The sequence below is a fragment of the Pseudobutyrivibrio ruminis DSM 9787 genome (genome assembly GCF_900218035.1).
Taxonomy (GTDB): domain Bacteria; phylum Bacillota; class Clostridia; order Lachnospirales; family Lachnospiraceae; genus Pseudobutyrivibrio; species Pseudobutyrivibrio ruminis.
The window spans coordinates 1-21,254 of the sequence record NZ_OBMR01000017.1; the positions used below are offsets into that span (position 1 = coordinate 1).

Genomic DNA, 21,254 nt, shown 5'->3' on the forward strand with positions numbered 1-21,254 from the left:
AAACAAAATGGATGCCACCTGTACAATACAGGGTAGCATCCATGTGTTTAGCCTAGTTCATAAATATGTGTCCAGGATTCTGGGTACATATCATTCCGGCGGTTCTTTTTTGTTTTTTTGTGAAGGATATCTGAATAGTTGTGTAAAATTATTGAAAACTGGGCTTGTAACTTGTATCATAATGTAGAGAGATTATGAGAATTTGCACTAGATATTGGGCCTAAGGCTCAGGTTTTTGGAGATAGTGTTTATGAAATACAAAAAAATATTTAAGTCTGTTTTGGGAGTAGCCCTTATAGGCTGTCTTCTTGCATCAGATTCAATTATTTCCAGGGCGGTTCGTTCTGTTTCGGAAATCGAGGCGGAGCAGGATGCTTTACAGGATGAAATCGACACATTGGATTCTGATTTATACGAATTAGTTAGTCAGATAACAGAAATAGAAACAGCCATTTCAGATACAGAAGCAGAAATAGAAGAAACAGCAGCAGCCTTGCAGGAAGCGCAGGATGCAAGGGATGAGCAGTACGAAGCTATGAAGCTTAGAATCAAATACATGTATGAGACTGAGGATCCTAGCGTTTTTGAAATGTTACTTGAGTCTGGTTCCATAAGCCAGTTTTTAAATAGACTAGAATACGCAAGCAGCGTTTACGACTATGATAGAGAAAAGCTTGAGCAGTTCGAAGCTACACAAGCCGAAATCGAGGAATTGGCAACTGCCCTTGATGAGGAAAAGGCAGGTTTAGAAGCTTCCAAATCAGAATTAGCAACTCAGGAATCAGCCCTTGAAACTATGATTAGTGAAAAGCAGGGTGAGATGGATGACTTGGATGCAGAGCTGAAGGAAGCAAAGGAAATAGCAGCAAGAGAAGCGGCCCTGGCAGCAGCAAGAGCAGCAGCTGCAGCGGCAGCAAATGGCAACACATCCGGTGGTGCCAACACTTCAGCAAGTTCAAGTTACAATGTTAATGGAGACTTAAACCCTGGTTACGCTACTGGCATTAGCGGTTCCAGTGTTGTCTCATATGCAAACCAATTCGTTGGAAATGCCTATGTATGGGGAGGTAATTCCCTTACAAATGGATGTGACTGTTCAGGTTTTGTTCAGCAGGTATTAGCCAACTTTGGCGTTTCTTATGGTTCGCGAATGACTTCTGGTTCATTTAGGAGTGTGGGTCAAGAAGTTAGTTACAATTATATGCAACCCGGTGATATAGTTTGCTACCCAGGACACGTAGCAATATACCAAGGTGGAGGTACAATTGTGGAAGCACAAAGTACTGCTACAGGTATTACTAATTACCGATCAGTTAATTGCCATTCAATAATTACTATACGAAGGGTACTATGAGAATCAATAAACTCGTAAAACCTATAGTGTTAATTCTGTGCGTAGCTGTAATGGTCTACGCACTTCTTACTATGGGAAACAACAGAGCAAAGCTTGACTATCAGGAACACCTTGAGGATACAGCGGTTACCGTTGATTCAGAGGAAATCACATTTCAAGATTTGGCTTTTTATATCCTCTACGAAGAAGGTAAGATAGAAGAGCAGGCTAGAATCTATAATCCTGATTACACCAAGGATTATTGGAATCTTCACACAAACGATACCTTTATCCAATTGGAAGCGAAGGAGGTTGTGCTGGGGATGGCTGTGCATGACCATCTTTTTTATCAGATGGCAGTGGCAGAAGGCATGGATACCCTTACAGACGAGGAAGAGCAGGAACTGGAATATCGAATTACAGATTTTTGGGAGGACTTGCTTGATATTCAATGGGAAAAGCTTCCATGTTCAGAAGAAACTATCAACGAACAAATCAGACTTGCAGCCATAGCTGAAAAATATCAGAACTATTTGGCAGAGGAGCTTGGCCCTAGTCAGGCTGCCTACAAGTATGATGGATACTATTATCAGCAGATAATGGAGCAGCACCAGGTCAAAACAAATGACAAACTTTGGGACAGACTGGTACTTGGTGATATAACATTATCCCACGGTAAGCTTAATTATATTAATGGATTAACTGATGAGGACAAGAAAAAGAAATAAAAGAAGAAAGGCAATAGAGATGGTTAAATTAAACAGAAACGACCCTTGCTGGTGTGGCAGTGGACGTAAATACAAACAGTGCCATGAGGCAATGGATAGAAAAATCGAAAGCTTTGCAGTTAAGGGCCACAAGGTACCAAGACACGATATGCTCAAAACACCTGAGCAGGTTGCAAAGATTAAAGAATCTGCAGTTATTAATATGGCATGTCTTGATGCTGTTGCAGAGGCTATTTGCGAAGGTATGCCAACATCTGAAATTGATAGAATCGTACACGATACAACAATTAAAATGGGAGGTATTCCAGCACCACTTAACTACGAGGGCTTCCCATATAGTGTATGTACATCTGTAAATGATCAGGTATGTCATGGATATCCATCTAAGGATGTTATTCTTAAAAGTGGAGATATCGTAAATGTAGACTGTTCTACAATTCTTGATGGTTATTTCTCTGATTCATCAAGAATGTTTATGATTGGCGATGTAGATCCAGAGACAAAGAAGCTGGTTGAAGTAACAAAGGAATGCTGTGATTTAGGCTTGGCACAGGTTAAGCCATGGGGATTCCTTGGCGATGTAGGTGCTGCTATTTGTGAGCATGCTCATGCAAATGGATACCAGGTTGTACGTGAAATCGGTGGCCATGGTGTAGGCTTGGAGTTCCATGAGGATCCATGGGTTGGATATAACACACTTCCTGGCACAGAACTACTATTAGTTCCAGGATTCATGTTTACAATTGAGCCAATGATTAACATGGGCACACAAAAGATTAAAACTGATCCTAACAACGGTTGGGAGGTTTCTACTTTAGACGGTAAGCCTTCTGCTCAGTGGGAATATCAGGTACTTGTAACAGAAACAGGCTATGAGGTAATTTCATATTGATGCGATTAGATAAATTACTGGTTGAATTAAATATCGGAACCAGGTCTGAAGTAAAGGCTCTTCTAAAGAAGGGCCTTATTTTAGTTGACGGAGAAAAAATAAATAAACCTGAAACAAAGGTAGATGAAAATAGTGTAACTATTTCTTATGGTGGCAAAGACTATGCTTATGCCCAGTTCCATTACTATATGATGAATAAACCAAAAGGAGTGATTACAGCCACTGAGGACAAAAAAGAAGCCACAGTAATGGATTTGTTTTACCGCGAATGTCCTGATGCACCAAAAGGCTTAGCTCCTGTTGGTAGATTAGATAAAGATACTACTGGTTTGCTCCTTATCACAAATGATGGAGCCTTGGCTCATGAATTACTATCCCCAAAAAAACATGTAGATAAAACGTATTTTGTTACTTTGGATGGCCCTCTTACATCTGAGGATATAAATGCACTTGAAAATGGCGTTCATATTGGTGAAGGAGACTTAACAGCACCTTCTACCATCAAATATGAAGGTGGAAATACATGTTATATAACAATTCATGAAGGAAAATTTCATCAGGTAAAAAGAATGTTTTTTGCAGTTGGAAAACAGGTGCTAGAGCTGAAAAGAACGGCGTTTGGACCACTTTTGTTGGACGAGGAATTACTACCTGAAAGTCACATCATCGAACTAAAGCGTGAAAGTTTTTATTGACGATTTAATTTACAAAGTTTAATATAATTTCAACGAGGGGTTTTAGCCTTTAAAGTGATGAAGTGAGAAAGTGGAATATGCTTTTTGGGGAAAGCCTATTTCATGTCATAGGAGGGATTAGTATGAAGAAAAGAATGTTAAGCCTTGCTCTTTGCGGTGCAATGGTAGCAACAATGTTTGCAGGATGTGGGGACAATAGTGCATCAACAGGTTCGTCTGAGAATGTTGACACATCAGGAGAGCTTACTTGGAAGATTGGTGGTATTGGACCAACTACAGGAGGAGCTGCTCAGTACGGACAGGGTGTTATGAATGCAATACAGATTGCTGTAGATGAAGTTAATGCAGCAGGCGGTATCAATGGATATCAGGTAGCATTTAATTTCCAGGATGATGAGGCAGATCCTCAGAAGGCAGTTAATGCTTACAACACATTAAAGGATTGGGGAATGCAGATTCTTGAAGGTACTGTAACATCAGGTGCATGTGCAGCAGTATCAGCAGAGACATACAACGATAGAATCTTCCAGGTTACACCATCTGCATCATCAACAAGCGTTACTGAGGGACATGACAATACATTCCAGATTTGTTTCTCAGATCCTAACCAGGGTACTGTATCAGCTGACTACATTGCAGAAAATGGTCTTGGAAACAAAATTGGTATTATCTATGATAGCTCAGATCCATATTCAACAGGTGTATATCAGAACTTCGCTACAGAGGCAGCAAATGTAGGACTTGAAATTGTAGCAACAGAAGCTTTTACAGCTGATTCAAAGACAGATTTTACAACACAGCTTCAGAAATGTAAGGATGCAGAAGCAGATCTTCTTTTCCTTCCATTCTATTACACAGAAGGCTCAATCGTACTTACACAGGCTAACAAGATGGGCTATGAGCCAACAATGTTCGGTGTAGATGGATTCGACGGATTACTTGGTGTTGAAAACTTCGATGTAAGCCTTGCAGAAGGTGTATATCTTCTTACACCATTCGCAGCAGATGCTGAGGATGAGGCAACACAGTCATTCGTTTCTAAGTATGAAGAGCAGTACGGCGGAACACCAAACCAGTTCGCAGCTGATGCTTACGATGGAATCTACATCCTTAAGGAAGCTCTTGAGTCAGCAAACCTCACACCAGAGGCTTCAAACGAGGAAATCTGCGAAGCACTTATCGCAGCAATCCAGGAAGTAAACTACGATGGACTTACAGGAGAAGGCATGACATGGAATGCAGCTGGTGAAGTTTCTAAATCACCAAAGGCTGTCATCATCCAGGATGGTGGATACGTATCTGTACAGTAATCCACATCCTCATCTAAATAATGTACATCAATGGCGATGCGATAACCTCCCCATTACGGCGGGGAGGCCGCATCGTGTTTAAATTATACGGGAAAGAGAGTAGTAATTATGGGTTTTTTAACTTATTTAGTTAATGGGTTAAGCCTTGGTAGCGTTTATGCCCTTATAGCACTTGGTTATACCATGGTATATGGTATTGCAAAGATGCTTAATTTTGCCCACGGAGATGTAATCATGATTGGTGCATACGTGGTGTTTATGTGCATGTCTAATTCCGGCATGCCTGCTGTTGTTTCTATTGTTATTTCAATAGTATGCTGCACAGCTTTAGGAATGATAATAGAAAAGATAGCATACAAACCACTTAGAAAGGCAACAAACCTAGCGGTCTTGATTACAGCTATCGGTGTCAGCTACTTCTTGCAGAATATGGCACTTATGATATTTGGCTCAAATCCAGTATCCTTTACATCTGTTATTAATTGGGAAGGCCTTTCATTTGCAGATGGTGCATTAAAGATTACAGGAAATGCCATTGTTACAATCATCACTTGCGTTGTTATCATGATTGTATTGATGTGGTTTGTAAAGAACACTAAGCCAGGTCAGGCAATGAGAGCTGTATCAGAGGATAAGGATGCTGCAGTGCTGATGGGAATTAACGTAAATGCAACTATTTCTCTTACGTTTGCAATCGGCTCTGGACTTGCAGCAATAGCAGGTGCATTGCTTTGTTCATCATATCCATCACTTACTCCATACACAGGCTCAATGCCAGGTATCAAGGCATTTACAGCTGCTGTATTTGGTGGTATTGGTTCTATTCCAGGAGCACTTGTTGGTGGATTATTACTTGGAATAATCGAGATATTAGCTAGAGCTTATATTTCAAGTCAGCTTGCAGATGCTATCGTATTTGCAGTATTAATCATCGTATTGCTTGTTAAACCAACTGGTATTTTAGGCAAGCAGATTAAAGAGAAAGTGTAGGTGACAGAAATGAAGAAACTAAACAAATCTACACAGAAATTAATAACAACCTTAGCAGTGATAGTTGTTCTTTATATTGTAATGTCAATAATGGATGGAACAGGAAATCTAAGCTCTTTAATGAGCGGTTTATTAGTTCCAGTATGTGCATATTCTTTGGTGGCTGTTGGACTTAACCTTTGTGTTGGATATTTGGGAGAGCTGTCATTGGGACATGCAGGATTTATGTGCGTCGGCGCATTCACATCTGCGTTTTTCTCAAAGTTATTCCAGGATTCCATCCCAGATGTACCACGTTTCATCCTTGCTCTTGTCATTGGAACACTGATGGCTGCGTTATTTGGATTTTTGATTGCGATTCCAGTACTTCGATTAAGCGGTGATTACCTTGCAATCGTTACACTTGCATTTGGCGAGATTATCAAAAACGTAATTAATGTTTTGTATGTAGGTGTTGATTCAAATGGACTTCATTTTTCAATCAAGGACCAGATGTCACTTGGTATGGAGCCTACCGGCAAAATGCTTGTAAATGGTGCCCAGGGAATCACAGGAACACCTAGACAATCAACATTTACTATAGCAGTACTTCTTTTGATAATTGCGCTTATCGTAACACACAATTTTGTAAACTCAAGAACTGGTAGAGCAGTAAAGGCAATCAGAGACAATCAGATTGCAGCAGAGACAGTAGGTCTTCCAGTTACAAAGTATAAGCTTGTTGCATTTACAATTTCTGCAGCAATAGCAGGCGTTGGTGGAGTGTTATATGCTCACAACATCAACTCACTTACAGCTACAACAAACAACTTCGGCTACAACATGTCTATCATGATTCTTGTATACGTAGTTCTTGGTGGAATCGGAAATTTCTCTGGTTCTGTAATTGCAGCAGTTGTTCTTACAATGTTGCCAGAAATGCTTAGAGGACTTTCAACATACAGAATGCTTATTTACTCAATTGTCTTGATTGTGCTTATGTTATTTAACTGGGCTCCAGCAATTCTTAAGTGGCGTGAGGAACACGGCATTACTACAGCGGCAATTGTTGGCAAGTTTAAAAAGACAAAGGAGGTGCGCTAATGAGCTTACTTGAAGTTACTAATCTTGGCATTTCCTTTGGTGGACTTAGAGCCGTAGATGAATTTAATTTAACAATCGAACAGGGAGAGCTGTACGGATTGATTGGTCCTAATGGTGCCGGTAAGACTACAGTTTTCAATATGCTTACAGGTATTTACCAGCCAACAGATGGCAAAATCTTCCTTGATGGAAAAGATATTACAGGAAAGAAAACTGCAGAAATCAATAAAGCTGGTATAGCTAGAACATTCCAAAACATCCGTCTTTTTGGAGATCAATCAGTACTTGATAATGTAAAAATCGGATTACACAATTCCTTTGACTATGGAACGGCCACTGGAATCTTCAGATTGCCTAAATATTTCAATGTGGAAAAGGCAATGGATGAAAAGGCGCTTGAAATTTTGTCAGTGTTTGGACTTGATAAGGAAGCAGATGTACTAGCATCAAATCTTCCTTATGGAAAGCAAAGAGAGCTTGAAATAGCTAGAGCACTTGCTACAAATCCAAAGCTTCTTTTATTGGATGAGCCAGCAGCTGGTATGAATCCAAACGAGACAAAGGACTTGATGAACACAATCGCGCTGATTAGAAAAGAATTCGGCGTAACAATTCTCCTGATTGAGCATGATATGAAGCTGGTTTCAGGTATTTGTGAGAAGCTTACAGTTTTAAACTTTGGTCGTGTGCTTTCACAGGGACAGACAACTGATGTATTAAACGACCCAGAAGTAATTAAGGCATATTTAGGAGAATAATTAAGAATAAAATCTAGAGGTTTACATATGTTAAAGGTTGAAGATTTAGTTGTTAATTACGGTGTTATTCAAGCACTCAAGGGCATTAGCTTTGAAGTAAATGAAGGCGAGGTAATTGCCCTTATCGGAGCTAATGGCGCTGGTAAGACAACAACACTACAAACAATTTCAGGAATGCTTACTCCTACCTCAGGAAAAGTACTGTTGGAAGGTACAGATATTACTAAGGTTCCAGGCCATAAAATCGTGTCCATGGGAATGGCTCACGTGCCTGAAGGACGTAGAGTTTTTGCGGGATTAACAGTACTTGAAAACTTGAAAATGGGAGCATATACTAGAAGTAACAAGAGTGAGATTGCAGATGCATTTGAGCGAGTTTACGAGAGCTTCCCAAGGCTTAAGGAACGTCAAAATCAGCTGGCAGGAACACTATCAGGCGGAGAGCAGCAGATGCTTGCTATGGGACGCGCCTTGATGAGCCAGCCGCGTATAGTTTTGATGGATGAGCCTTCAATGGGACTTTCACCAATCTATGTAGAAGAAATATTCAATATCATAGAATCTATCTCAAAGGCAGGCACCACAGTACTTTTAGTAGAGCAGAATGCTAAAAAAGCTCTTGCTATTGCGGATAGGGCTTATGTCCTTGAAACAGGCAATATAGTACTTTCTGGTGATGCAACAACTCTTCTAAATGACAACTCCATAAAGAAAGCTTATTTAGGTGAGTAGGGGGTACATCACATGGATGACAAAAAACTAGTTATCACAATCGCTAGAAGCTATGGCTCGGGAGGCTTGACTCTGGCAAAGAAGCTGGGAAAGGAATTGGGGATTCCTGTATACGACAGAGAAATTCTTCGTATGGCTTCAGATCAAAGTGGTATCAACGAGGAGATGTTCGGACAGGTTGATGAGCATGTTAGAAAGATATTCATGTCCGCAAAGGGCAAATACAAAGGCATGCCATTGACACCTGAGTATGCAGCATTTACTTCCGACGACAATCTTTTCGAACTGCAGGCAGATGTTATCAAACGTATAGCTAACACAAGCAGTTGTATTTTTGTTGGTAGATGCGCAGATTATATTTTAAAGGATCGACCATATGTATTATCGCTTTTCTTCTATGCATCAGAGGATGATTGCTTGGAGCGACTCCACAAACAGGTTAGTGGAACAGATGAAGAGCTGATAAAACGTATGCACGATATCGACAAACATCGCGCCGACTACTATCGTTATTACACAGGTCATGATTGGAATGATGCTAGGAACTACGATTTCTGTTTAGATACAGGAGTTATGGATTATGACAAATTAATCGAAGTAGTAAAGTCATACATCGATATTAAAAACAGATAAGATTAACTATTAAGGAGAGTTACTTTGGCAATCAAAGCAACTCTCTTTTAATGTGCTTAAAACCTTGTAATTCTTGCTTTTACAGGTAGGCAGTGTTAAAGTCTTTTTGTTAAGATTATAGGATGAAGGATTCTTATATGGAGAAAAAAATAAAGGCAGTTCTATTTGATTTAGATGGAACCCTTACAGATACAGAAAAATACTATCAGTCAGCATGGCCAGAGGCACTTAAGCATTTTGGATATGAGATGTCACCAGAGAAGCCACTTGAGCTTCGCTCCCTAGGAAGGCCATTCGTATTTGAAAAGTTTAGGGAATGGTATGGCGAAGATGTAGACTATTGGGCAATTCGAGATTATCGAAAAGCCTTGGTAGAGGATATTTTAAAAGAAGAAGGAATCCCTTTAAAGCCAGGTGTTCATGAAACACTTTCATGGCTTAAGGAGCATAACATCTTTATTTCTCTTGTGACAGCAAATGATAAAGAGCGTGCCCATAGATATCTTAAAAAGATCGGTCTCTTTGACTATTTCAACGCTATTATATGCGCAGATATGGTAGAGCAGGGGAAGCCTGCGCCAGATATATACGCCTATGCATGTAAAGAGTTGCAGGTGAATCCAGCAGACACTTTTGCAGTTGAGGATTCTCCAAACGGTTGCATGAGTGCCTATAGAGCGGGATGTAATGTAATAATGATTCCGGACTTATCGGAGCCAGACGAAGAACTGCAAAAGATTTTATATGCACGACTAGATAGTTTAATGGATATGAAAAGCTTATTTGAAGCCTAACCCAATCAGGAGTGATTAAATGAATTTAAAAGTATTAAAGACACTTGAATATGACAAAATAATAAATAGACTTGCAGAATTGGCAACATGCGAGGCGGGAAAGAAAAGATGCCTTGAGTTATTGCCAATAAACGATATAGAAGAAATCAAAATAATGCAGCAGGAGACAGCTTGCGCTTTTAATCGTCTTGTAAAGTTTTCAGATGTTAGCGCTAGCGGCACCACAGACTTGCGTCCATCCCTTGCCAGATTGGAGCTTGGCTCAAGCCTTACCATAGAAGAGATTCTTGCAGTGGCTTCAGTTCTTGAGGTTACAAAAAGAGTTGCAACCTATGGCAAGCAGATGGAAGAGGAAGATGCATTAACATTCTATTTTAATGGCCTTTCACCAGAGGTGGCCATCTTAAATGAAATCAGAAGATGTATTATCGATGAAGAGACAATTGCCGACGATGCCAGCACAGCTTTGTATGACATTCGTATGGGAATGAAAAGAACAAACGACAAGATTAAGTCAGTTATGAATTCACTTCTCAACAATACAACTACTCGTGGCTATTTACAGGAGCCAGTTGTTACAGTACGTGGCGGCAGATTCTGCTTACCAGTGCGCTCAGATTTTAAATCAAGAGTTCCTGGAATGGTACACGACCAGTCATCTACAGGCTCAACATTCTTTATTGAGCCAATGCAGGCTGTTGATTTAAATAATGAGTTGAGAGAGTTGCAGGTTCGTGAACAGGATGAAATTGCCCGCATTCTTGCAAATATCTCAAACAGAATTGCAGAATCATCAGAAGGTATCATCAGAAACTTTGAGCTTCTTACAGAAATCGATTTCATTCTTGCTAAAGGTCGTTATGCAATCGAGCTTAACGCCAGCAATCCAGAGTTTAACGAGGATGGAATCATTAATCTTAGAGGTGCAAGACATCCACTATTGGACCCTAAAAAGGTTGTAGCTACAGATATCAAGCTTGGTGAAGATTACAATCTCTTGCTTGTTACAGGTCCAAACACAGGTGGTAAGACAGTTTCGCTAAAGACATGTGGTCTTCTTACTTTGATGGCACAGGCTGGTCTTCACATTCCAGCAAAGGATAGAAGCCAGATTGCTGTTTTTGATGATGTATACGCAGATATTGGAGATGAGCAGTCAATTGAACAGTCCTTATCAACATTCTCATCTCATATGGTAAACATTGTCCACATTCTTGAGGCAATAAATAGTGGAAGCTATTCCCATGAGACAGAGGAAATGCTTGCTAAGACTCAAAAAGATTTGCATCACTCAAAGGTAATATATGGAACTAATCAGGAAGCTAAGGTTCCACAGTTTTTGATTCTTATTGATGAGCTTTGCGCTGGTACAGATCCAAAGGAAGGTGCAGCATTAGCTCAGTCTATTCTTGATAGATTACACACCTTGGATGTACGCACAATGGCAACTACTCACTACAGTGAGCTTAAGGTTTATGCTCTTTCGACAGAAGGAGTAGAGAATGCATCTTGTGAATTCTCACTAGAAACACTAAGCCCTACATATCATTTGATAATTGGTGTGCCGGGAAAATCCAACGCTTTTGCAATTTCATCAAAGCTTGGAATTCCTCAGGATTTAATAGATGACGCCCAGGGCCGTCTTTCAGAGGATGATAGATCATTCGAAGATTTGATGGTTGACTTAGAGCAGAAGCGTCACCAGGTGGAGGAAGATGCGGCAAAGGCAGCTGCAGACTTAAAGGAAGCAGAAGCAAAGCTTGCTAATGCCACAGCGAAAGAAGAAAAGATTAAATCACAGCGTGAAGAGCTTATTCGTCAGGCTCACGAGGATGCAGCAGCAATCCTTCAGGAAGCAAAGGATATTGCGGACGAAACTATTCGTGACTTTAATAAATTTGGTAAGGGCGGCGGCAACATTTCCGCAATGGAAGCAAAACGTGCAGCCCTTGGTAAAGGCATTAATAAATCAAAGAGCAAAGCAAAAGAAAAGGTTGAGGTTCAGGAGAATCATAATGTACCAACAAATCTTCATGTGGGAGATAAGGTAAAGGTATTGTCTATGAATCTAACTGGTAACGTATGCACTACGCCTAATGCCAAAGGAGATGTTACTGTTCAGATGGGTATTATGAAATCTACAGTAAATATCAAAGATTTGGTACTTATCGAAGAGGAAGATAAATTCGTTCCAAAGAAGGGAACCAGAGTCAAGAATATGACTTACGGTGGTTTCAACAAAGCAGCATCTATTTCACCGGAAATCAATCTTCTTGGTTGTACAGTAGATGAAGGTATAGCGAAGCTTGAAAAATATCTTGATGATGCATATATCAGTCATCTTACATCGGTACGTGTTGTTCACGGTAAAGGAACAGGCGCGCTTAGAGCAGGTGTGCAGCAGTATCTTCGCAAGTGTAAAAACGTAGCAGAATTCCATCTTGGAGAGTTTGGCGAAGGTGATGCAGGTGTCACAATTGTAACGTTTAAGTAGTTCAAAAGATTTACTATATAATGTTAATCCTTGCAATTTTTCAACAATAGAAGTATATTATATAAAGTTGTCGAGAAATAAAGGGGAGCATTATGGAGACTAATAGAAAAGAATTATTAACAGATGATCATTTAAATAGCCTTTTAAATCAGGCTGTATTTAAGAAATACCCACTTTTAATATTGGGTAATCTGACACAAAACACATACTACATGCTTACTAGTGAGAATTTCACATCCACTAAGTGCAGCGTTGCTGGCACCTTCGATGAACTAATCGAATCAGGTTGTTCAACTATTCATGATATGGATAAGGATTTATTTAAGAAAACATTTTCTAGAGAGAATCTTTTGAAGGAGCATGAAAAGGGCGCCGATAAGGTAGAAATCAGAGTTATTCAGGAAGGCGACGATGGACAGCTTCGTAGAGTAGAAATAACAGATTTCTTTGTAGAGGATAAAGAAAGTGATGATGTGTTAGTAGTGTCATTTAATCGAAATATGTAAAAATTAGGACTGGCCACATGGGTCAGTCCATTTTTTAATTCTTTATTACAGCTACGCCATATTTGTCTAGGTGTAGTTTTCCATCAACTGATGTACAAGAAATCAGTTCAAATCCATTTATCTTTGATATACATACTGGTTTATCAGTGCAGTTAAGATAGAAGTCATATCTAATATCATTAGCGAATCTAGTGTGTTTTTCGATTCCTGCTGGAAGCTTGCTATAAGGAATTTCAGCTCTATCAAGCATTTCGCGATATAGGAATTCGATGTCATCTTGATTAGTACGGCATGCTACATAGTATGCATACCCCTTTTCAAATTGATTTCTTGTAATGGCAGGAGTGCCAGCCATATAGTCGTTGTCATATCTTGCCAAAACATCTGCAGTTACATCTCTAAGTAATTCCTGGTAATCACGAACTGCAGCAGAGTGATATGTAAATCCTGTTTTATGTCTTATTCTAATATTTACAACATCTTCTGGATAAAGTGTATCGATTTCCTCAGAGCGAAGGCCAAAAATATTGTGAAGCCCATCACCTGGAAATCCTCCAAGCCAGTTCAAACAATTTTTATCCACATAGCCGGTAAAGTAGGTTGCCATGAATTGTCCACCCTCACCGATGAAATCAGCTATCTTATCCCCAATTCCATCATGAAGAAGATAAAGCATTGGTGCACAAATAATTTTGTAATTGGACCAGTCCATATCAGAAGATATAATGTCCGGCTCGATTCCAAAGCTCATAAATTCATTGTAGATTTCCATACAGGTCTTGTCGTAGTTCTTTGTATCTTTTGCAAGAGCCCAAGCATCATCTATGGCCCACCTGTTGTCCCAGTCGAAAAGAATAGCTACTTTATTGTCTGAAACAGATCCTGTTATCTCTGATATGTGATTTAAATCATCACCAAGTGAGGCCACTTCTTTGAAAATTCTTGTGTCATTGGTACCAATATGGTCTATAACAGCACCGTGATATTGTTCGGAAGAACCTCTACCCTTTCGAATCTGGAAGTATTGAACGGTATCAGAACCGGTTGCAATAGCCTGCATTGATATAAGCTTATGTACCCCAGGACGGCGATATTTGTTATAAGGTCTCCAGTTAACCACTCCAGGAGCTGACTCCATCATCATGAAAGGTTGACCTGGTTTCATACTTCTAAATAAAGCATGGTTGAAGCTACGCTCAAGCATAGTATCTGCATCAGACTGCCAGTTATTGTGGAGCTCAGGATAGTTGTCCCAGCTGATTACGTCTATGAATTTACTCATATAGTGATAGTCGTAATCCATAAACATTTCCATAAAGTTTGTGGTGGTGGGTTCGGTTGCACCGTTTTCTCTTAAAGTGTCTATTTCAAACTTCATGAAATCTGTAGCGGACCAGGTGTTAAATCTTTTCCAGTCAAGATTGAGGCCAAGCACGCAGTTCTCACCATTTGCATATGGTGGATCAATTTGATCAAAGCTATTGAATTTGTGAGACCAAAAAGTGGTCCACCAGGCCTTATTCAATTTTTCAATGTCGTTATCATATCTATCTGCTAGCCATTCCTGGAACTTCTTGCGGCAAGTATCGCAGTAGCAGTATCCACCTAACTCATTAGAGATGTGCCACATGAGAATGGCAGGATTTCCAGCAAAACGCTTTGCAAGGGCGGTGTCGATAATACGGACCTTCTCGCGGTATTCTGGAGACTGCATACAATGATTATGACGAAGTCCATGATGATTTCTTACACCCATTTCATCGCAACGCATAGCAGATGGATATTTTTCATCAAGCCATGCAGGGCGAGCCCCAGATGGAGTTGCAAGTACAGTATAGATATTGTTGCTGTATAGTTTCTCAATGATAGCTGCAAGCCAATCTAAATTGATGTTTCCTTCTGTAGGTTCGTGTACAGCCCAAGAGAAAACACCTAAAGTGACAGTATTAATATGGGCATCTCGCATGTAGGCAATATCTTTATCCAGAATATCTGGTCTATCAAGCCATTGTTCTGGATTGTAATCACCCCCGTGTAAAATCCCAGAAATCTTTGTAAAAAGCCTGTTTCGTTCCATATTTTCTTCTCCTTATACTTAAAAGAATAATATCATACGAAAAGTGCAAAAATGAATAAAAAAAAGAGAAATAATTTATATTTTCGACCATCCCATTCGCATTGATTATCGATGGGCTATCACTTATAATTAAATACATCTTTTGTGGCAATTATTTGCCTTAGAATGGAGTAATAAATGAAATATATTAACACCCTCAAAGAGGGAGACAGAGGTACAGAGACATACTTATGTAAGAAGAAAACACTTGGTGTATCTAAGACTGGAAAGGCATTTGAATCACTTACTCTTTGTGATAAGACAGGCACTATCGATGCCAAGATTTGGGACGTAGATTCCGAAGGCATCAGCGATTATGATGAGCTTGATTTCATCACAGTCACTGGCGATATCACAAGCTGGAACGGTGCTTTACAGTTTAATATTAAAAGACTTCGCAAGGCTAATCCTGGCGAATTCGAAATATCTGATTATATCCCTTCTAGCAAGAAGGATATCGGTGAAATGTGGAGTGCTTTAATCAAGCTTATCAATTCCGTAAAGTCACCATATATGAAAGCATTACTTAACAAATACTTCGTTGAGGATAAAGAATTCATCGAGACATTTAAGGGGCACTCAGCTGCTAAATCTGTTCATCATGGTTTCACAGGCGGCCTTTTAGAGCACACTCTTTCAGTTGCTACAAACTGTGATTACTTCAGCAATCAGTATCCATTTTTAGATAGAGATTTGCTCATCACAGCAGCTATTTTCCATGATATAGGAAAGGTCCGTGAGCTCTCAGAATTCCCTAGAAATGACTACACTGATGAAGGTCAGCTCCTTGGACACATCTTTGTTGGTGCCAGCATGGTAGACAGAGCTATCGACGACATACCAAATTTCCCAGAGGTAAAGCGTAAAGAGCTTATCCACTGTATTCTTTCTCATCATGGCGAGTTAGAGTTTGGCTCACCAAAGAAGCCAGCCATTGCAGAAGCTATCGCCCTTTCATTTGCTGACAATATCGATGCAAAGATGGAAACAATCTTTGAAGCTCTCGAAAATGTTGAGGAAAACAACCTTACATGGCAGGGATTCAATCGTTTATTGGATTCAAACATCCGTAGAACAGGAAAGAATTAATGAATAAGAATGATATTGTAAGACTTACAATTGAAGATATGTCCTTGGAGGGAGCAGGAATTGGTCACACTGATGGTGTGACCATTTTTGTGAAGGACGCAGTGGTTGGGGATGTATGTGACGTCATCATCACAAAGGTTAAAAAGACCTATTGTTTTGCTGCTCTTAAGGAAGTTGTGGAGGCCAGCCCATATCGAGTACAGCCTGCCTGCCCAAATGCAAAGCAGTGCGGTGGGTGCCAGATTATGCAGGTATCCTACGATAAGCAGCTTGAGATTAAGGATAATATTGTAGCAAACAACCTTGTCAAAATCGGCGGATACGATAGAGCGTTTGTGGACTCTATACGTGAGCCTATTATCGGCATGACCGAGCCACTTCGCTATCGCAATAAGGCCCAGGTTCCAATCGGTCTTGATAAAGATGGCAATATTATTGCAGGCTTTTACGGAGCCAGAAGCCATAGAATTGTTCCATCAGATGATTGTAAAATCTGCTCTAAGAAGAGCATGGATATCGTATATGCGGTAATCGATTATATGAATGAATGTGGCATCAAGCCATATGACGAGGCTACTGGAAAAGGCCAGATTCGTCACGTCCTGGTCCGCGAGGGTAAGGCCACAGGTGAGACAATGGTATGTGTAGTAGTTAATGGAGATTCACTACCTAAGGTTGATTCGCTGGTGGCTCATATCAAAACAGTAGAGTCAGAGCTTGCATCACTTGTGCTTAATGTTAACACTCGCCGTGACAATGTCATCATGGGATATGAGACAAAAGCTTTATATGGCAAAGAAGCGATTCGCGATACAATCACCCTCACTAGCGGTGATACAATCGCCTTTGATATCAGTGCCAATTCCTTCTATCAGGTGAATCACGACCAGATGGAAAGACTTTATAGTAAGGCACTTGAATATGCAGATTTGCACGGTACAGAGGAGGTCTGGGACCTTTACTGCGGCATCGGTACAATTTCCCTTTCCATGGCAAAGCGAGCAGGCCGTGTAATCGGTATCGAGGTAGTACCTCAGGCCATCGAAAACGCCAAGGCCAATGCAAAGCTAAATGGCCTCGATAATGCAGAGTTCTACTGCGGTGAGGCAGAAGTGGTCCTTCCAGAGATTTATGAGAAGATGTCCCATCCAGATGTCATCATGGTAGACCCACCTCGCAAAGGCTGCGATGTAGTGGCTCTTGATACCATGATAAAAATGCAGCCATCTCGTATCGTATACGTCAGCTGCGACAGCGCCACCCTAGCACGCGACCTCAAGCATTTGGAGGAGCATGGCTATCATTTAGAGAAATATACAGTGGTTGATCAATTCGGTCACACCATGCACACAGAAACGGTTGCAAAATTAGTTATAAAACGATAATTATTTCACAAAAACATCTTGATACATAATGAAAAAGGGATTATACTTCTCGTAATGTTTATTTTATGGTGAATGCTAGAAGTCACTATATAAAAGGGAGAAGCGTAATGGCTTTATATATGTATGTTTGCTCGAAATGCAAAAAGAAGGTTTACTTGAATTTTAATGATGTGAAATTATATATTGCAGATGGCAGAAAGCATATCTGTCCAGAATGTAAGAAAAGCATGTAAAAAGGGAGGTTTGTACCTCCCTTTTAGTATATTAGAAATTGATTGTCTTTGGAGCTGCTGTGAATGATGAGATAGTAGCTACTGCGTTCTTGAAGTAAAGAACCTCAGTATTGTCATCTTCTGCAGAGTACTGAGCCTTTAAGTCAGGATAGTTATCAAGCATGTGAGCCTTTGCTTCTACACGATCATCTCTTACAAGCTCTCCGCAAATACGAATCCACTGACCATCCTTGAATGCACAGATTTCAACCTTAGGATTAGCCTGAATCTGCTTTGAAACATCTTTAGACTTTCCTGTCTGGATGTAAAGCTTATCTTCGAAAATTTCAATTGTGCCGAATGGGCGAACTCTTGGCTGGTCACCTTCTACTGTTGCAAGGTAGTAAATACCAGCATCTTTTAAAAACTGACAAACTTCTTTCATGAAAATATCCTCCTTATGAAATGAATTGTACACAATCTATTATAGGTAAATGCTTGTATATTTTCAATTAAAAAGAAAAGGTTATTTTTTGCAGCTGTAAAGTAAATAGCAACTGACCAAGAATAATATGAACCAGCATGCAAACCCATAAGTTTTTAGTACGACGATAAATATAATTCATAAATAAAACGAATAGAATTGTGAGCGCTATCATCGGGAAACCATAGGTGTAATGCATGGCTCCAAAGAATAGAGCTACAACGGAAACAGATTTATGCTTTCGATGGTTACCGACTAACAGTGTACGCATTCCGTCATAACCCATGACATTCATACAATATTCCTGCCAAAATGCAGTGAATGGATATAACATTGTGTTGGTTGTGATTTTTCCTGGAGTCAATCTATCAAGATAAAAGAACGGCTGGCATCGCTTAAGCATAATTGGATTCAGCTGCAGTATTGCAAATTTTAATAGAATCATTAATCCACCGAAAAAGGCACAAACCAAAAAGCCTCTAGTAATAGCGTTCCAGATTTTTGCTTTGTTTACTTTTAGTGGTTCAATCAGAAAGTCTGTAGGCACTTTTCTTACCAGCGGCACCAGAGTACCGACTGCCAGTATCAGTCCGACATAGTTTCCGATTCGATAGATGGAAGTTGATTCATAAAAATAATCGATGGCTGAATTAAAAATGATGTACAGCGACATGTAAGTCAGATAAGCAATAATTAGATATTCAGAATATTGCTTTTTTGGATCGATTCCAGATTTTGAAATTACCTTATTGTCCATAACGTGAGCCCCTTTAATACATTATAGAAATATTTTATCACATTTTTTAGCATTGGAACTATAAATTGTCAGTTTTTTATCCGATATAAAATACGAAGACTAGGCACATGGATGTGCAACAGTTTTCGGCGTTTGGCACTTTTATATTCTTTATTTGTGGAAAGGAGTCCGCTATGAAGATTGAAAACAGCCATGTAAACATGGCATCTCAACACAATTCTTATTCTTACACCCATATTGAAACCGTTACAATTGAACAGAGAGCGAATGTGGATACGCTTGGTGCGATTGTTGAGTTATCAAAGGATGGGGAAAAATCATTAAAAGAATCACTAGAAGAGTATCAGAAAACTGAAAAGGAACAGGAAAAGGAAAGACAACAAAAGAATCTTCAAAGCATGATTAACCAAATGGCTGAGCATGATAAGCAGATTCGAGAGGCTAATGCTCAGATGTCCCAGTGGGATTTAGAAGATTTGCAAATTAGTCTTGTGAAGAAGATTCTTGATCTTCTCAATGGAAAAACAAGCCCTAACGACAAAAAGTTGTCTGATCAAGTGCGAGCCTTCAATGATTGGCAACGAAATGTATTTTCAAAATGCGAAGTGGATGGAGTTAAGTTTAGTGTAAATGGCGCGCAGCAGAATACACTGGATTTATCGTCAGGTGGTAGAACTTCCACCCAGGTATGGCAGCGCATTACTGCAACATCCGGTTCTCATTTGGAGTATGAGAATACGGGATTTAAGAGTACGGGGACAGTGCAGACTTCTGATGGCCGCACCATAGATTTTAATGTGGAAGTAATGTTAGGCCGTAGCTTGTCTCAAAAGATTGATTCCATATCAGAAGAGACGTACACAAGAATTCTTACAGACCCTCTTGTAATAAACATGGATACAAATGCTACATCAATAGCTGACCAAAAATTTAAGTTTGATATTGATTCAGATGGAAAGGAAGATGACATTTCTTTTGTTGGACAGGGAAGCGGATTCCTGGCTTTGGATAAAAATGAGGATGGCAAGATTAACGATGGTTCAGAATTATTTGGAACAAAGTCCGGTGATGGCTTCAGAGATTTGTCAGAATATGATGAAGACAGAAATGGCTGGATAGATGAAAATGATTCCGTCTTCAGCAAGCTTAAGGTATGGACCAAAGATTCAGAAGGCAATGATAAGCTTTTGAATCTGAAACAGGCTGATGTGGGAGCCATTTACCTTGGTAATATAGATACTGAATTTTCATATAAGAATGTGGCTGGTCAGACCGATGCAGTTCTTAGAAAATCAGGAATATATCTAAAAGAAAGCACAGGAGCTGCGGGAACTGTAGCCCATGTTGATTTGTCGTTGTAGTATTAGTATTTAGAAGTGCCATAATATGATTTTCAACTAGGAGTCTTAGGTAAAGGCTCCTAGTTTTTTATTTCCATCTTTTTCTTAAACAAATCTTAATAATTTACCCCATTGGAACTTAAGATAATATACAATAATATATATTTGTGATTAATCATAGGAGGCCGAAAGGTCCAAACAATATGGGAGATAAAATGAACAAAATTCTAATATGTGATGATGAACCAGATATCATTTCAGCATTAATAATCTATCTTGTAAGTGAAGGTTTTGTAGTGATTAGTGCTTCAAATGGAAAAGAGGCAGTTGATATTCTTAAAGCTCAGACTGATATTAAGTTGATTCTTATGGATGTGATGATGCCTGTAATGGATGGTATTGCAGCCATGGCTGAAATAAGAACATTTTCCAATGTGCCAATCATCATGCTTACTGCCAAAAGCGAAGATGCTGATAAGGTCATGGGACTTACAATTGGTGCCGATGATTATGTGACGAAGCCATTTAACCCTGTTGAACTTATGGCTAGAGTTAAATCTCAGATTAGAAGATACACGCTACTTGGTGCATCAACAGAGGAAGCTTCTGACAATGACAGCATTCTTCAAATTGGAGGCATCGAGCTAAATGATAAATCCAAAGAGGTTACACTTGATGGCAATCTGGTAAATCTCACTCCACTAGAATTCGATATTTTAAAACTTCTTATGACACATAAGGGGGAAGTTCTCTCACCACGTGACATTTATGAGAAGGTTTGGAATGATACAGTGCTTGGCGCAGAAAGCACTGTGGCTGTTCATATCCGCCATCTCAGGGAAAAATTAGAATATGACAGTGCCAATCCAAGATACCTAAAGGCTGTCTGGGGGCACGGATATAAGATTGATGACTAGCTCATC

21 protein-coding genes are annotated in these 21,254 nt (G+C 39.7%); 18 read left to right on the plus strand and 3 right to left on the minus strand.

Features of this window, described 5'->3' with window-relative positions; translation table 11 throughout:
- Positions 1-250: 250 nt before the first annotated feature.
- The 13 genes from CRN97_RS13910 to CRN97_RS13970 all read left to right on the plus strand — a co-directional run bounded on the left by CRN97_RS13910 (position 251) and on the right by CRN97_RS13970 (position 12,948).
- Positions 251-1,354 carry a coiled-coil domain-containing protein gene (locus CRN97_RS13910; RefSeq protein WP_097077304.1) on the plus strand — a complete coding sequence of 368 codons (1,104 nt, stop codon included), beginning with the start codon at positions 251-253 and terminating at the stop codon, positions 1,352-1,354.
- The gene (locus CRN97_RS13915; protein WP_074792272.1) at positions 1,351-2,061 is read left to right on the plus strand and encodes a hypothetical protein; all 711 of its coding nucleotides are present in this window, start codon (positions 1,351-1,353) and stop codon (positions 2,059-2,061) included. Before CRN97_RS13910 ends, CRN97_RS13915 begins: the two co-directional genes overlap by 4 nt.
- Positions 2,062-2,080: 19 nt before the next feature.
- On the plus strand, positions 2,081-2,953 hold the full coding sequence (locus tag CRN97_RS13920) for a methionyl aminopeptidase (protein ID WP_044936754.1): 873 nt from the start codon (positions 2,081-2,083) through the stop codon (positions 2,951-2,953).
- Positions 2,953-3,648, plus strand: coding sequence for a pseudouridine synthase (locus tag CRN97_RS13925; protein ID WP_052169779.1), 696 nt, complete (start codon positions 2,953-2,955; stop codon positions 3,646-3,648). The genes CRN97_RS13920 and CRN97_RS13925 overlap by 1 nt, the downstream gene beginning before the upstream one ends.
- A 122-nt stretch (positions 3,649-3,770) precedes the next feature.
- The gene (locus CRN97_RS13930; protein WP_097077305.1) at positions 3,771-4,958 is read left to right on the plus strand and encodes an ABC transporter substrate-binding protein; all 1,188 of its coding nucleotides are present in this window, start codon (positions 3,771-3,773) and stop codon (positions 4,956-4,958) included.
- Between the two features lie 108 nt (positions 4,959-5,066).
- On the plus strand, positions 5,067-5,948 hold the full coding sequence (locus tag CRN97_RS13935; protein ID WP_044936268.1) for a branched-chain amino acid ABC transporter permease: 882 nt from the start codon (positions 5,067-5,069) through the stop codon (positions 5,946-5,948).
- A 9-nt stretch (positions 5,949-5,957) separates the two neighbouring features.
- On the plus strand, positions 5,958-7,031 hold the full coding sequence (locus CRN97_RS13940; protein WP_074792268.1) for a branched-chain amino acid ABC transporter permease: 1,074 nt from the start codon (positions 5,958-5,960) through the stop codon (positions 7,029-7,031).
- A complete protein-coding gene (locus CRN97_RS13945) occupies positions 7,031-7,789 on the plus strand; it encodes an ABC transporter ATP-binding protein (protein ID WP_097077306.1) in 759 nt (252 codons plus the stop codon). Before CRN97_RS13940 ends, CRN97_RS13945 begins: the two co-directional genes overlap by 1 nt.
- Before the next feature lie 27 nt (positions 7,790-7,816).
- A complete protein-coding gene (locus CRN97_RS13950) occupies positions 7,817-8,521 on the plus strand; it encodes an ABC transporter ATP-binding protein (RefSeq protein ID WP_033152994.1) in 705 nt (234 codons plus the stop codon).
- 12 nt (positions 8,522-8,533) lie between these two features.
- Positions 8,534-9,154, plus strand: a complete 621-nt coding sequence (locus CRN97_RS13955) for a cytidylate kinase-like family protein (protein WP_074792228.1) — start codon at positions 8,534-8,536, stop codon at positions 9,152-9,154.
- Between the two features lie 137 nt (positions 9,155-9,291).
- Positions 9,292-9,948, plus strand: coding sequence for an HAD family hydrolase (locus CRN97_RS13960; protein WP_044936263.1), 657 nt, complete (start codon positions 9,292-9,294; stop codon positions 9,946-9,948).
- Between the two features lie 19 nt (positions 9,949-9,967).
- On the plus strand, positions 9,968-12,442 hold the full coding sequence (locus tag CRN97_RS13965; protein ID WP_097077307.1) for an endonuclease MutS2: 2,475 nt from the start codon (positions 9,968-9,970) through the stop codon (positions 12,440-12,442).
- A 92-nt stretch (positions 12,443-12,534) separates the two neighbouring features.
- Positions 12,535-12,948 (plus strand): hypothetical protein, encoded by a 414-nt coding sequence (locus tag CRN97_RS13970; protein ID WP_074792234.1) that lies wholly within the window; start codon positions 12,535-12,537, stop codon positions 12,946-12,948.
- A 34-nt stretch (positions 12,949-12,982) separates the two neighbouring features.
- Here the strand turns inward: CRN97_RS13970 and CRN97_RS13975 are convergent, their stop codons facing one another.
- Positions 12,983-15,025, minus strand: a complete 2,043-nt coding sequence (locus CRN97_RS13975) for a beta-galactosidase (protein ID WP_097077308.1) — start codon at positions 15,023-15,025, stop codon at positions 12,983-12,985.
- Positions 15,026-15,202: 177 nt separating this feature from the next.
- Here CRN97_RS13975 and CRN97_RS13980 point away from each other — a divergent pair, with 177 nt between their 5' ends.
- The 3 genes from CRN97_RS13980 to CRN97_RS14320 all read left to right on the plus strand — a co-directional run bounded on the left by CRN97_RS13980 (position 15,203) and on the right by CRN97_RS14320 (position 17,771).
- Positions 15,203-16,153: a 3'-5' exoribonuclease YhaM family protein gene (locus CRN97_RS13980; protein WP_044936258.1), complete on the plus strand. Its 951-nt coding sequence runs from the start codon at positions 15,203-15,205 to the stop codon at positions 16,151-16,153.
- Positions 16,153-17,538 carry a 23S rRNA (uracil(1939)-C(5))-methyltransferase RlmD gene (gene rlmD / locus CRN97_RS13985; RefSeq protein ID WP_097077309.1) on the plus strand — a complete coding sequence of 462 codons (1,386 nt, stop codon included), beginning with the start codon at positions 16,153-16,155 and terminating at the stop codon, positions 17,536-17,538. The genes CRN97_RS13980 and rlmD overlap by 1 nt, the downstream gene beginning before the upstream one ends.
- A 107-nt stretch (positions 17,539-17,645) precedes the next feature.
- Complete coding sequence (locus CRN97_RS14320) at positions 17,646-17,771, plus strand: hypothetical protein (RefSeq protein WP_256377526.1); 126 nt, start codon at positions 17,646-17,648, stop codon at positions 17,769-17,771.
- Positions 17,772-17,802: 31 nt separating this feature from the next.
- On the opposite strand, the gene CRN97_RS13990 is transcribed toward CRN97_RS14320, so the two are convergent.
- On the minus strand, positions 17,803-18,195 hold the full coding sequence (locus CRN97_RS13990) for a pyridoxamine 5'-phosphate oxidase family protein (protein ID WP_074792252.1): 393 nt from the start codon (positions 18,193-18,195) through the stop codon (positions 17,803-17,805).
- A 67-nt stretch (positions 18,196-18,262) separates the two neighbouring features.
- A complete protein-coding gene (locus tag CRN97_RS13995) occupies positions 18,263-18,991 on the minus strand; it encodes a CPBP family intramembrane glutamic endopeptidase (protein ID WP_097077310.1) in 729 nt (242 codons plus the stop codon).
- 173 nt (positions 18,992-19,164) lie between these two features.
- Between CRN97_RS13995 and CRN97_RS14000 the strand changes: the two genes are divergently transcribed.
- Positions 19,165-20,352, plus strand: coding sequence for a hypothetical protein (locus tag CRN97_RS14000; RefSeq protein WP_097077311.1), 1,188 nt, complete (start codon positions 19,165-19,167; stop codon positions 20,350-20,352).
- A 194-nt stretch (positions 20,353-20,546) separates the two neighbouring features.
- A complete protein-coding gene (locus tag CRN97_RS14005) occupies positions 20,547-21,248 on the plus strand; it encodes a response regulator transcription factor (protein ID WP_097077317.1) in 702 nt (233 codons plus the stop codon).
- The last annotated feature ends 6 nt before the right edge of the window (positions 21,249-21,254 follow it).